Origin of the sequence: Staphylococcus sp. HMSC055C03 (genome assembly GCF_001809385.1) — a bacterium.
Taxonomy (GTDB): domain Bacteria; phylum Bacillota; class Bacilli; order Staphylococcales; family Staphylococcaceae; genus Staphylococcus; species Staphylococcus simulans.
The window spans coordinates 319,479-331,848 of record NZ_KV797474.1 but is presented as its reverse complement, the minus strand read 5'-3'; the positions used below and the strand labels follow the sequence as shown (position 1 = coordinate 331,848).

At 35.5% G+C, this 12,370-nt stretch carries 11 protein-coding genes; 6 read left to right on the top strand and 5 right to left on the bottom strand.

Annotation, left to right across the window (positions count from 1 at the left end; all coding sequences use genetic code 11):
• Positions 1 to 128 precede the first annotated feature (128 nt).
• On the bottom strand, positions 129 to 2,261 hold the full coding sequence (locus HMPREF2603_RS01690) for a DNA topoisomerase III (RefSeq protein WP_060803668.1): 2,133 nt from the start codon (positions 2,259 to 2,261) through the stop codon (positions 129 to 131).
• 143 nt (positions 2,262 to 2,404) lie between these two features.
• Here HMPREF2603_RS01690 and HMPREF2603_RS01685 point away from each other — a divergent pair, with 143 nt between their 5' ends.
• Both HMPREF2603_RS01685 and HMPREF2603_RS01680 read left to right on the top strand, forming a co-directional pair.
• Positions 2,405 to 3,268 carry a GNAT family N-acetyltransferase gene (locus HMPREF2603_RS01685; RefSeq protein WP_023014978.1) on the top strand — a complete coding sequence of 288 codons (864 nt, stop codon included), beginning with the start codon at positions 2,405 to 2,407 and terminating at the stop codon, positions 3,266 to 3,268.
• A gap of 121 nt (positions 3,269 to 3,389) precedes the next feature.
• Positions 3,390 to 4,244, top strand: coding sequence for a GRP family sugar transporter (locus tag HMPREF2603_RS01680; protein WP_002479578.1), 855 nt, complete (start codon positions 3,390 to 3,392; stop codon positions 4,242 to 4,244).
• Between the two features lie 85 nt (positions 4,245 to 4,329).
• Here the strand turns inward: HMPREF2603_RS01680 and HMPREF2603_RS01675 are convergent, their stop codons facing one another.
• Positions 4,330 to 5,241 carry an AEC family transporter gene (locus HMPREF2603_RS01675; RefSeq protein ID WP_002479579.1) on the bottom strand — a complete coding sequence of 304 codons (912 nt, stop codon included), beginning with the start codon at positions 5,239 to 5,241 and terminating at the stop codon, positions 4,330 to 4,332.
• A gap of 135 nt (positions 5,242 to 5,376) precedes the next feature.
• Between HMPREF2603_RS01675 and HMPREF2603_RS13310 the strand changes: the two genes are divergently transcribed.
• The gene (locus tag HMPREF2603_RS13310; RefSeq protein WP_002479580.1) at positions 5,377 to 5,544 is read left to right on the top strand and encodes an SE1832 family protein; all 168 of its coding nucleotides are present in this window, start codon (positions 5,377 to 5,379) and stop codon (positions 5,542 to 5,544) included.
• 71 nt (positions 5,545 to 5,615) lie between these two features.
• Positions 5,616 to 5,933, top strand: coding sequence for a membrane stabilizing protein MspA (mspA, locus tag HMPREF2603_RS01670; protein ID WP_060803667.1), 318 nt, complete (start codon positions 5,616 to 5,618; stop codon positions 5,931 to 5,933).
• 72 nt (positions 5,934 to 6,005) lie between these two features.
• On the opposite strand, the gene HMPREF2603_RS01665 is transcribed toward mspA, so the two are convergent.
• Positions 6,006 to 9,143 (bottom strand): efflux RND transporter permease subunit, encoded by a 3,138-nt coding sequence (locus HMPREF2603_RS01665; RefSeq protein ID WP_060803666.1) that lies wholly within the window; start codon positions 9,141 to 9,143, stop codon positions 6,006 to 6,008.
• Positions 9,144 to 9,308: 165 nt separating this feature from the next.
• Positions 9,309 to 10,562, bottom strand: a complete 1,254-nt coding sequence (locus HMPREF2603_RS01660) for a lipid II:glycine glycyltransferase FemX (protein ID WP_002479585.1) — start codon at positions 10,560 to 10,562, stop codon at positions 9,309 to 9,311.
• Positions 10,563 to 10,682: 120 nt separating this feature from the next.
• Between HMPREF2603_RS01660 and HMPREF2603_RS01655 the strand changes: the two genes are divergently transcribed.
• Complete coding sequence (locus HMPREF2603_RS01655; protein ID WP_023014982.1) at positions 10,683 to 10,934, top strand: hypothetical protein; 252 nt, start codon at positions 10,683 to 10,685, stop codon at positions 10,932 to 10,934.
• A 3-nt stretch (positions 10,935 to 10,937) separates the two neighbouring features.
• On the opposite strand, the gene HMPREF2603_RS01650 is transcribed toward HMPREF2603_RS01655, so the two are convergent.
• Positions 10,938 to 11,693, bottom strand: a complete 756-nt coding sequence (locus HMPREF2603_RS01650) for a VOC family protein (RefSeq protein WP_057509884.1) — start codon at positions 11,691 to 11,693, stop codon at positions 10,938 to 10,940.
• A gap of 260 nt (positions 11,694 to 11,953) precedes the next feature.
• Here HMPREF2603_RS01650 and HMPREF2603_RS01645 point away from each other — a divergent pair, with 260 nt between their 5' ends.
• On the top strand, positions 11,954 to 12,370 hold the full coding sequence (locus tag HMPREF2603_RS01645) for a MarR family winged helix-turn-helix transcriptional regulator (protein ID WP_057509885.1): 417 nt from the start codon (positions 11,954 to 11,956) through the stop codon (positions 12,368 to 12,370).

Here is a 12,370-nt window from a genome sequence, read left to right as displayed (position 1 = left end):
AATGAAGATTTAAGAAAAAACCAAACAATTTTAATAGAAATTTGAAAAACACACTCATTTTCTAACGATTTCAACACTATATTTTTAAATATTGTTCGTTAAAATTCGTTAATGAGTGTGTCTTCTAATTAAAGTTTCAAATTCTTCAAAGCATCTTGGAATGGATTATTGTTCATTTCTTCTTTACCCATATATTTCTTCATCTCACGTTTAGATACTTTGCCTTTACCTTTATTCTTGTGTCTTTGATCCATTTGTTCTTGTGTTTCAGAGTGACCGCAAACACAACGATATGTCGCTTTTTTACCTTTACCGAATAATGTCATTTTCTTATGACAGTTTGGACAACGTACATTCGTTTTACGTTGTACATTTTTCTTTGTCTTACATGCCGGGTCTTGGCATACAAGCATTTGACCATTTTTTGTTTTGACTTTAATCATGAATTTACCGCATGTCGGACATTCTGTAGTGGTCAAGTTATCATGTTTATATTTCTGTTCACTGTTTTTGATTTCATTCACAATAGTTTCAGTAAAATGTTTCATCTCTTTTATGAACTGACGTGCATCATATTTACCTTGTTCAATTTGCGTTAATTTTTCTTCCCATTCTGCTGTAAGCAATGGTGAAGTAAGTGATTGTGGTGCGAGTTCTAAAATTTGGCGTCCTTTAGACGTAACTTTAATATGACCATCTCTTGCTTCAATCGCATTCATATTAAACAGCTTTTCGATTATATCTGCACGTGTTGCTACCGTACCAATACCGCCTGTTTGTTTCAGAGTTTGTGAATGTTTTTTATTTTTGAGTTCAAAGAACTTTTGAGGACTTTCCATTGCTTTTAACAATGTTCCCTCGTTAAAGTATGGCGGCGGTGTTGTTTCATGTTCTTGAATATGGAAACGTTGGACTTTATAAGTTGCACCTTGTTTAAATTGTATCGGTTCTGATTGTGTGGTTGATTCATTGCGTAATTGTTTGAAACCAAGTTGTAAGGTTACTTTATCTTGCAATTCAAAGGTCTGCTTACCGACCTTCAAGATAACTTTGACCGCTTCATACTCATACGGCGGCAACAAGTTCTCTATAAATCGTTCTGCAATCATTAAATAGACCTTTTGTTCACGTTGGCTCAAATCATTCATGTTAGGACGAATTTCTGTTGGAATAATTGCATGATGATCTGATACCTTCTGATTATTTACGATACCCATTTTAGCACTGAACTGTTTATTGACTAATGGACGCACCGCTTCTTTATACTCAGTCGCAAGCAATGCTTGTAAACGTTCTTTAAATGTTTCTACCATATCATCCGTTAAATAGTTCGAATCTGTTCTTGGATACGTAACCAACTTATGACGTTCATATAAGTTTTGAAGTGTATTCAGTGTTTCTTTCGCACCCATACGATAACGTTGATAAGCTTCTTGTTGTAAATCAGTTAAACTGAACAACTTCGCAGGATATTGTTTCTTTCGTTTTGATGTTACTGATTCAACAATGCCCGTTTGTTGTTCTAATTGTTGAACCATATCTGTTAATACTTGTTTGTCATAGATACGTTGTTTTGAAATCAACTTAAAGTTTTGTCCATCCACTTGTGCTTCTAACGTATAATATTTAGATGGTCTAAAATGTCTGATTTCATCTTGGCGCATTTGAACAAGTTGAATCGTCGGTGTTTGAACACGACCTAATGATAACTGAGCATCATACTTCGTTGTTAATGCGCGCGTCGCATTAATCCCAACAATCCAGTCTGCCTCACTACGTGCTAATGCTGCACGATATAATGGCAAGTATGCTTTACCATCTTTTAATTGTTTAAACCCGTTACGAATCGCTTTGGCTGTAATCGAACTGATCCATAAACGTTTAATCGGTTTTTTATTATGCACTTTATCTAAAATCAAACGTGCAACGAGCTCCCCTTCTCTTCCAGCATCAGTCGCAATGATAATTTCTTTAACTACATCTTTTAACATCAATGATTTGACTGTATTGAATTGTTTCTTTGTTTTTGGAATAACGACTGTTTTCATATATTTTGGGATAATTGGCAGTTCTTGCAAATCCCATGTTTTAAACTTCGAATCATATTGTTCTGGAGTCGCATTCGTTACCAGATGACCTAAAGCCCATGTCACAATATATTGATTGTTTTCAAAATAGCCATTACGCTTTTGATGTACATTCAATGCGTTCGCAATATCACGGGCCACAGAAGGTTTCTCTGCTAGAATTAATGATTTCATCTTCATTTTCCTTTCTCAAAATCGTATTTCTATTGTAACATGATTTATTGTGCTTGTTTCTCGTACCTTTGCTTTTATCTCAACACAAAACAAAGTATAATAAATAAAAAGGTGTTCTTTATATAACAACCAAGGAGGTTCTTATGAAAGCCGTTAAAATTGAAGCTGTTCAAGACATCCAAAGTTTTATTCACCAAGCCGATACATCCTATTGTTCCTATATTTATAAGCTTCACGAAAAAAACGTTTCATTGACACAAAGTATTGAGGCTTTAAAACAAGACACAGGCGTCTACGCGCTCATTGACGAAAGTGACAAAGTCCGTATGCTGATGGGTGGATTCTCCTATGATACTAACCATTTTAAAATGGTTGGGCCGTTCATCAATTCAAATGATCAATTAGATGCACAAGCTTTTAAAAGCCTTTTTGAAACTTTAATTGCAGATCAACCTGATCAATCTCATTTCAATTTTTCATTTGATATTACAGACGACTATAAAAGTTCATTGATGAAATCCATTGATGCACACTATACGTTCACTGACTATTATCTTTCAACTGATCACACAATTGAAACAAGTCCTGCGGCTGAACGTCAAATCATTCCATATCACAAAGCTTTTTTCGCACATTTCGATCGCTTACATCAGAAAAACTTCCGTCGTGAAGCAATGTCTGCTTCTGAAATTGTCAATACACTAGATGAGAACAATCATTTATTCTTTTTTGTCAGCGAAGGTATTTTAAAAGGCTACTTATATCTGCAAGTCAAACCTGATAAAAATAAAGCAGAAATTAAATATTTCTCATCTCATACGGATTATCGTTATGAAGGAATTGCTTTTAATTTATTAAGTCATGCGATTAACTTTGCTTTTAAATATGATGATATTAATAAAGTCTATTTCAAAATACGTAGTAAAAATGATCAATTAGTAGACCGCTTCAGTGAACTCGGTTTCGACATTCGTTCAGAACGTAAAAAATTCAAATATATCAAATAATATAAGCGTTTGTTATGAGGTTAACCTTCATAGCAAACGTTTTATTTTCCATTTATTTGTCTTTGTTTTATTCTTATTTTATTAAGGGGTAAGTTTAAATATAGAAAGGAAAAGATAGAAGATGGATTTACTTATCGCATTACTGCCTGCCCTCTTTTGGGGTAGTGTTGTTTTAATTAACGTTCTTGTTGGAGGCGGACCTTACAATCAAATCCGAGGCACGACACTCGGCGCATTGATTGTAGGTATTGTTCTCTTATTAACAGGACATTCTAGTTTTGAACCTAAAGTCATTATTGTCGGTTTGATCTCTGGTGCATTCTGGGCATTAGGTCAAGGTTACCAATTACGCTCTGTTGATTTAATCGGTGTTTCTAAAACTATGCCGATTTCTACAGGAATGCAGCTGGTTGGTACTACATTATTCAGCGCAATATTCCTAGGGGAATGGAGTACAGGAACACAAGTCGTTTTAGGTCTATTAGCGATGATTTTATTAGTGGGCGGTATCGCATTGACTTCACTTAAAGGTAAAAATGAATCGAGCGAAGGCCAATCTAAATTAGGTAAAGCAATTGTGATTTTATTAATTTCAACAGTCGGCTATGTCGTATATGTTGTTGTGGCGCAAATCTTTAGCGTTAATGGCTTAGATGCCTTATTCTTCCAATCAATTGGTATGGCAATCGGTGGTTTCTTATTATCAGCGAAACACCAAACGTCTACACGCTATACGTTACGTAACCTTTTGCCAGGTGTGATTTGGGCCATTGGTAACTTATTCTTGTTCTACTCACAACCTAAAGTCGGCGTCGCAACAAGTTTCTCATTCTCACAATTACTAGTAATCGTTTCAACACTCGGCGGTATCTTTATACTGAAAGAACGTAAAGATAAACGTCAAATGCTTGGAATTACTGCAGGGATTGTATTAATTGTCGTCGCAGCTTTCATTCTCGGCGGATTAAAAGCATAATGACTTTCTAATAAAATATTGAAGAAAATAATAGAAATTTTAAAGGGATTGTCAGCCACTTAAGTAATGGTTGACAATCCCTTTATTATACGAAAAACATTTGGAAGTAATAGAGTATGACGATACTGATCACAATCGTCATGTTGGTGGTCATGCCAATCAAAGGCAATGTACGGTACTGGAATTGAATGGAGTAAGGTATGACCGCAACGCCGATTGGCAACAACCAAATGACCATTAAAGTCGTTTTTATCATTTGGTCAGAGACTGGTAAAAAGAAATAAACGAGTAAGCCCGCTATGAGTCCAAAGCCATAATGAATAGCCAAATATTTCAAGGCAATCGGTAAATAACGACGTTCTACTCTAAAGTTCAACATTAAACCTAAGAGAATCATAGATAACGGCATATTCGCTTGTGCCAATACATCTAAGAAATTGATAACAGGATCTGGTAAATGCAGGTTACTCATATTTAAACCAAACATCATCAAATAAGTCATCAATGGAATAGAACGTAATAAATTCAATATAAGGAATCTAAGATTAAAAGTATTATTTCCGCTGCTGCTGAAATAATTGCCTATAAAATAAGTGATACCGAACATGACAATCGCACCGCCGATATCTGCCATACCGAAATAAATCATGCCGACTTTCGGCCAAATCGCTTGTACCAGCGGATAAGCAAATAAGCCGATATTCAGTGATGCCATCATCATGCCGATGGTACCTCGCATCTCATTGTCATATTTTAAGAAAAAGCTGATAGCGATAACTTTCGCAATAATACCGTAAATGACCATCATAACCGGTAATACAGATAGTGAAATATCCAGTTCAGCTTTGTTTAAATTGACGATGACTAATGCAGGTAACGTCACATTCAGCACTAATTTAGCCAGTACTTGGTTATCTTCTTCTTTTAAAATATTGATACGTTTGAGTAAATACCCAAGCGCAATCAATATAACAATGACTGCGAATTTGCCTGTCATAAGTCACCCTTCTTTCTCTATTATCATTGAGACATTCATTCGTCATGAAATGTCATTTCTCGGTAATTACATCTCTAATCTTTCCATGATATACTATTATTATTGATAATAAAAATCAATAAGGTGGTGTATCTTTTGGATTTAGAAAGTCAATTAGCAGAATTAAAACAAGATTACGTACGTCTGCAAGATGATTTGGAAAAGCGTGAATCAACAGGTCAAGAAGTCGATCCATTGATTAAACAGCTTGAACAAATCGAACATGAAATCGCACACGTCCGTTCACAAATAAAACAGCAATAAAATCGACATCTTGAATAGAAACACGCCATGATTCAACGTGTTTTGTGATTATCAGAAAGGAAGTACACGCGATGCAGCTCTATCTATTATTACTACCCGTTTTGTATTTATTTGTAAGTTATATCAGTATTTATAAAATGAATACAATCTACAGTAGTGTTTTACGTATAGTCATGGGTGGATTACTCATCCTTATTGTCGCAATGATTAACTTAACAGTTCCTCCAGTAGCATGGTGGGAGTTTGCGGTCATTGTGATGCTTGTAGGTAATGTGGAGATTACAGCCTTCAAGTATTCAAAAGGCGATCAAAAAGGTGTCTTCTTATTAAATGTGATGACCCTTTTAATTTTCGTGATCAGTACTATTTTAACATTTGTATTATATTAAGAAAGAAAAGCCCCTCAGCTGCGTATTATACGAGCTGAGGGACTTTTTTGATTAGCTATTTAAATTTTAAACTTAATTCTCTTTTTTACGTTTTGAGCTAAACATATGTGTTACTTTATCTTTCAGCGTAAATAGAATTTCATAAATAACTGGTACTACTATCAGTGTAAGAATAGTAGAAGAAACCAATCCGCCTATTACAGTTGCGGCTAAACCTTTGGAAATCAAGATAGAGCTGTCTTGTCCGAAACACATCGGCACAAGTGCGCCAATTGTCGCAAGTGCTGTCATTAAGATTGGACGTATTCTCGTTCCGCCCGCTTCTAACAACGCTTCTTTCATTTCCATACCTTTATGCTCATTATTGATAACTCGGTCTATGAGTACAATCGCATTGGTTACGACAATACCTATTAACATTAAGACCCCGATCATACTTGGTACAGAAAGTGTTTCTCCTGTGAATACTAAAGCTAACACCACACCAATCACAATGTAAGGAAGTGAGAATAGGATGGTAAATGGTGCTAAGCCGCCTTTGAATGTTAATACGAGTACAAGATAGACAATTACAACTGCCGCAATCATTGCTAGACTTAATTGCGTCATCGCTCTATTAATATCATCTGTCGCACCGCCTGAATTGATTTTAACATTCGCTGGTTTATCGACTTTATTTACTTTATCCATTACTTTCGTTGAAATACCGCCGACATCTTTACCGCTGATTTTACCTGTTACAGTTGTAGTATAGTCGCCATCTTCTTTAATCAACTTACTTGGTGTTTGTGTTGATTTTAATGTTGCGATATCTTTCAGCTGAACCATTTCTCCTGTCGGTGTCGGAATTTCAAGATTGTTTAATTTCTCTTTGGTCCAGTTCGTTTGTTTTTCTTTTTCAACTTTTACATCGACTTTATGACCTTTTTCATTAATCGTTGTCAGTGTTGTTTCTGGAATGTTTTGATTTAAGCCCATCGCTAATTGACCCGCTGACAAGCCTTTTTCGGTTGCTTTGTTTTTATCAACATCAATTGTGTATTGGTCATAGACTTCAGTTAAATCGGATTTAACGTTCACTACACCTGATGTTTGTTTCATTTTATCTTCGATTGCTTTCACTGTGTCTTTGATTTCATGACCTGATGGACCAGATACTTTGACTTCAATTTCATTATTGCCACCGCCAGTACCCATGTCTAAGTATTTCCATTCGCCTTCTTGTTTAAAGCCTGCGATATGTTTTAATACTCTGTCTGGTTCTGTATCAAAGTTTTTCGTATCACTCGCATATTCAATCATCACAGCCATATTGTTTGTACTGCCTGTCGGATCAATTGGTGATGCGCCACCTAGTGAATACTGAACTTTCTTCACTTTATCTTTACTGTTAAGATATTTTTGAACTTGTTCAGCATTTTTTAGTACTTGTTCTTTTGTTTCACCAGGTTTTGGTGTATAAGTCAACGCCATGAATTTATCTTCACCTGTGGAAATAAAGCTCGTTCCTATTTTCGCAGCACCTAATCCGATACTGCCGATTAAAATAACAGTCGTTATAATTAAGACAATCCATTTATGGTTTAACGACCAATTCAATACTTTTTTGTATCCTCTGCCTACTGCACCTAACGAACGTTGACGTTTTTGTTTGATACCATTTTTAAAGAATGTTGAAGCTAATGCCGGCACAATAGTGATAGACACTAGTAATGACGCTAATAAACTAAATGTAATTGCGAGTGCGAATGGTCTAAACATCTCACCGACTGAACCAGCCACAAAGACTAATGGTAAGAAGACGACAATCGTTACAAGCGTAGAAGACATAATCGGTTTGAATACTTCAGCTGTCGCGCTGATAACCAAGTTGTCTCCGCTCTCTCGCTCTTTCGGATCGGACATCCGTCTGTATATATTCTCAATAACAACAATAGAGTCATCAATTACACGTCCGATTGCGACGGTTAATGCACCTAAAGTCAAGATGTTCAATGAGACATCTGATAACTTCAAGGCAATCATCGCAATTAATAACGACATTGGAATTGAAACGACTGAAATTGCTGTTGTTCTGATATTACGTAAGAATAATAAGATAACAATAATCGCAACTATCGTACCAAGAATCGCTTTTTCAAGCATTGTATAAATAGAATCTTGGATTGGTTTTGCGGTATCCATAATCTTAGTTTGTGTTAAATCTTTATTATCTTTCACAAACGCTTTAATTTTCGCATCTGTATCTTTTTTCACTTGAACAGTATTGGCATCTTGTGCTTTTACGATTTGAACATCAATCGCATCTTTACCGTTCGTTCTGGAGATTGACTCACGTTCTTGTCCGATTTTTACATCGGCGATATCTGAAAGTTTCACCATGTCATTACTTTGTGGTCCTTGTGAACCTTGTGACATCATTGAACTTTCATCTGACCCAGATTGGCCTTGTTCTCCTTGTGCTGCGCTGACAGGAATTACAAAGTTTTTCAATGCATCTGCTGAAGTGAATTCTCCATTCACTACAATGGATTTTTCTTTTTTACCGAATTGGAATAAACCTAAAGGTGTTTTGCCAGAAGCATTTTTAATATAGTCCTCCACACCTTTAGCACTCATACCACGTTTTTGTAATTCGCTTTGTTTGAATTTAATCGTTGCTTGACGTGCAGTTTGACCGTTCATTTGTACATTTTGAACACCGTCAACAGTTTCTAATTTCGGAATGAGTTGTTTCTCAATCGCTTTCGTCGCTTTCTCTAAATTTCCATTTTTATCTGAAAATGAATAAACAACTACAGGGAATGCATTCATACTATTCCGCATTAATTCAGGTTCCCTTGCATCCTCCGTGAGTTTAAGTTTATCAATTTCTTTCTTTAATGCTTCTTCAGCCTTATCCATATCTGTACCATCTTCATAGCTGACTTGGACCATAGAAACATTTTCTAACGATTGGCTTTTGACATTTTCGACATGCGCCATGCCTCTGATCTGATTATCTATTTTATCACTGATATCCTCTTGTACTGTCTGAGGTGTGGCACCCGGTAAGACAGTATTGACAGATATCATCGGTTCTTCTACATCAGGCAATAATTCTAAACGCATTTTTACACTGGAATAGACACCGCCCAAGATGACTAATACAACCATTAAAAATACAGCGAATTTATTGCCTAAAGAGAACTTCAGCAAACGATTAATCATGCGCTCTTTCCTCCTCATTTCTCGTTACTTTAAATTTAACACACCCCGCCTTAAAAGGTCGTTGATTTCACTCAACATTTTAGGTTTTTCCAAGAAAAAAGATTGAGACCAATATTAGTCTCAACCCCTTTATCTATACTTATGAAAATATGTTGTCTAACTGTATTATTTTCTGCCTTTTATTTTGCGAGAAACTTTGATTTTAGCTTTTGTTAATGCTGGTTTTGCTTTTTCAATCATATAATACAATGGTGTATTTAAGACATAATCAAACTCACCGATTTTTTCACTTAAATACGTACCCCATGTTTTCTTAAATGCCCATAAACCATAATGTTCTGAGTCTTTATCCGGGTCGTTATCTGTACCGCCGAAATCATATGTTGTAGCGCCTTTTTCACGCGCATAACGCATCATTTCAAACTGCATATGATGGTTCGGCAAGAAATCACGATAATCATTTGAAGATGCACCATATAAGTAATATGATTTGTGGCCACAGAACATAAGCAGTGCGCCTGATAAATAAACACCTTCTGGCTCACGTTGGTATAGTTCTTCCATTTGATCGATTAATTTTTGGTTACGCGCAATTTTAGCTTCAGCATCTTTGATTTTATTCAACGTCTTTTTATCTTGTTTCTTTTGTTTCAGACGTTCAATATCTTGTTCAACTTCTGCATTTTCACCTTTTAACTCTGCCAATACAGGTTTCGGTTCTAATTTAACCAAGAATAACTCTGCGTCGCCGTCAGGATGTAATGCATCGTAAATATTTTCAAAGTAGCTGATATCACGTGTTAAGAAACCATCACGTTCCCCAGTAATACGCATCAAGTCTGCGAAGATTTTAAGTTGATCGCGACCTGCACGTTCTACTTTCGTTCCACGTTTTAATGATAAACGTACTTTTGAACGGTTACGACGTTCAAAGCTTTGAATCAATTCATCATCTGTTTTATCAATCGGTGTAATCATTGTCATACGTGGTTGAATGTAATCTTTTGATAAGCCTTCTTTGAATCCTTTATGTTTGAATCCTAATTGTCTTAAATTACCTAAAGCATCCCCTGCTTTATCCACTTCTACATCTGGATCGATTTTAATCGCATAGGCTTTTTCATCTTCAGCAATTTCTTTTGTGTATTGAAGGAGGGCTTCGATGACTGCTTTATCATCATAATCTGCGACGAACCCTCTAGAGACATAACAAAGTGTATAAGGTAGTTTCGGTATTTTCTTGAATAATAATTGACCGACACCTTTAACTTTTCCATCTTCACCTACTGCGACACGTCTAGAGTACCAACCAGTCAGCTTTTTCGTTTCTGCCCATTGTGTGAGTTGAAGCAAATCACCATTGGGATGAGATTTAACAAATGCATCATGTTCTTGGTTCGTGATATTCATCTTTTCCATAAAATAAAAATCTCCTTTATTTTCCTTACACTATCTACTTATTATACAATGAAACTAAGTGACTTTCATGTCGTATCCTCACGTAACCCTATAAACTATAAAGATTCAGAGGTGAAAAGTGTGAGAAATATCTTTTTAATTATCATGATTATTTTAAATATCATTGTGATTAGTATAACATTAGTCAACCATGTTCAAATAGACAATCTCAGCTTGCGTGTATTCTTTACCGCATTTTCTATAGTAACTGCTGTTTATCTTGTCTTATTGCGTAAATCACGTGTTGATATGTGGCTAGCAATTATCTTATTCTTAATCGCTTTAACTTATGCGATTATGATTGCGAACGCAGTTTATCATTATGTGTACTAAATTTTAAGGTTCGAAGTGATAAGCTCCACCGCGTGTCACGATATGATAAGGTGTTTCGGCGGTTGTATCTTGAATAACAATCGCATACTTGTCTTTACGTCCTGATTGAATACGATATTCAATCGCTTCATCAGGCAATTTTAAAGTTGTGATTTCTTCATCTTCAGATACCACTTCCATACCAAACCAATCCCGCCATTGATTGACCACTAACGCTTGTTGTGTGGTTTGAATTTCAATGGCTTTTATTTTGAATTGCGGTTGAAATCTATTTTCTAACGCCTCAACACGTTCTTCTTCTGACTTATTCCACTCTATAAAGAACGGCGGTTTCAATTTCGCATCCGGCTGATTCAAATATAATAAACGCCAAGACGTTTGTTCACCTTTTTTATTTTCTCGGCCCATTTCAATTGGTCCTACGACATCTAATCCTTTCGCTTCAAACTCATCTTTAAGTTTGTCTAAATCATTTGTGCGTAAGGCGATTGCTTTAAAGCCTTGTTCGAAATTATCTTGTACGATTTTCGCAACGAAAGATACACGTCCTTCATTCGATTTAATAACCTTCTTCAACTTTTCTTCATCGTTTACACCGATAATTTCAATATAAGCCAAATCTGTATAAACCAATTTATTATATGTACCATAGCGATTGTGTAAGCCGCCTGGTGATAACTTCATTACTTCTCCTGGATACTCAAACTCATCAATATGCTTGATATAATGGATGATATGATCAAATTTCAACTGAACCATTTAGACCATCCTCTCTTCATTTTTCTTCATCTTATCAAATTATGAATCGAATTGCCTTTTGAAAGACTAATTTCAAAAAATCTCTTGATTTTTATTTGAGAATTTTTTACAATAGTAAAGTAAATTAGTTAGCTTAGCTAACCTTTTTTAACGAAATCAATCAATTACCCTGCAAAAAAATCAAACTGATTTCGTTTATATATGAGGTTGTGACGTTTTACTGAGGTCTCAACCTCTATCTTAATTTAAGGAGCTACAACATGGAAATCAATCAATTATTTAATAGCTTTACTGAATTATATAGACCTTATGTAAAAAGCGTTCAACCTTTACTTGATCAGTATCAGCTACATACTGCTCAATTTTTAGTTCTAAAGGATATTTACTTACATGAACCGACAACACTTGTCGAAATTTCTAAACGTCGTTGTATTGAAAAACCATCAACACGTAAATTATTAAAAGTGTTACATGAACACGACTTGCTGACTGTTACACCAGGGGAAGATAAAAGACAAAAACTATTAAGTCTGACGGACAAAGGTAATCAGATTTACCACGAAGTCATCGAAAAAGTAACAGCACTTCAACAACAAATCGTTGAAGAAGCAGGTCTTAGTCAAGAGGATATCGAGCAAACCATTCGAACGCTCAAAGCTATCAAACATCAGTTTTAA

Excerpts from the sequence above, each read along its gene's own strand:
- HMPREF2603_RS01690 (WP_060803668.1), bottom strand. The coding sequence starts at position 2,261 with ATGAAATCATTAATTCTAGCAGAGAAACCTTCTGTGGCCCGTGATATT.
- HMPREF2603_RS01685 (WP_023014978.1), top strand. The coding sequence starts at position 2,405 with ATGAAAGCCGTTAAAATTGAAGCTGTTCAAGACATCCAAAGTTTTATT.
- HMPREF2603_RS01680 (WP_002479578.1), top strand. The coding sequence starts at position 3,390 with ATGGATTTACTTATCGCATTACTGCCTGCCCTCTTTTGGGGTAGTGTT.
- HMPREF2603_RS01675 (WP_002479579.1), bottom strand. The coding sequence starts at position 5,241 with ATGACAGGCAAATTCGCAGTCATTGTTATATTGATTGCGCTTGGGTAT.
- mspA (WP_060803667.1), top strand. The coding sequence starts at position 5,616 with ATGCAGCTCTATCTATTATTACTACCCGTTTTGTATTTATTTGTAAGT.
- HMPREF2603_RS01665 (WP_060803666.1), bottom strand. The coding sequence starts at position 9,143 with ATGATTAATCGTTTGCTGAAGTTCTCTTTAGGCAATAAATTCGCTGTA.
- HMPREF2603_RS01660 (WP_002479585.1), bottom strand. The coding sequence starts at position 10,562 with ATGGAAAAGATGAATATCACGAACCAAGAACATGATGCATTTGTTAAA.
- HMPREF2603_RS01650 (WP_057509884.1), bottom strand. The coding sequence starts at position 11,693 with ATGGTTCAGTTGAAATTTGATCATATCATCCATTATATCAAGCATATT.
- HMPREF2603_RS01645 (WP_057509885.1), top strand. The coding sequence starts at position 11,954 with ATGGAAATCAATCAATTATTTAATAGCTTTACTGAATTATATAGACCT.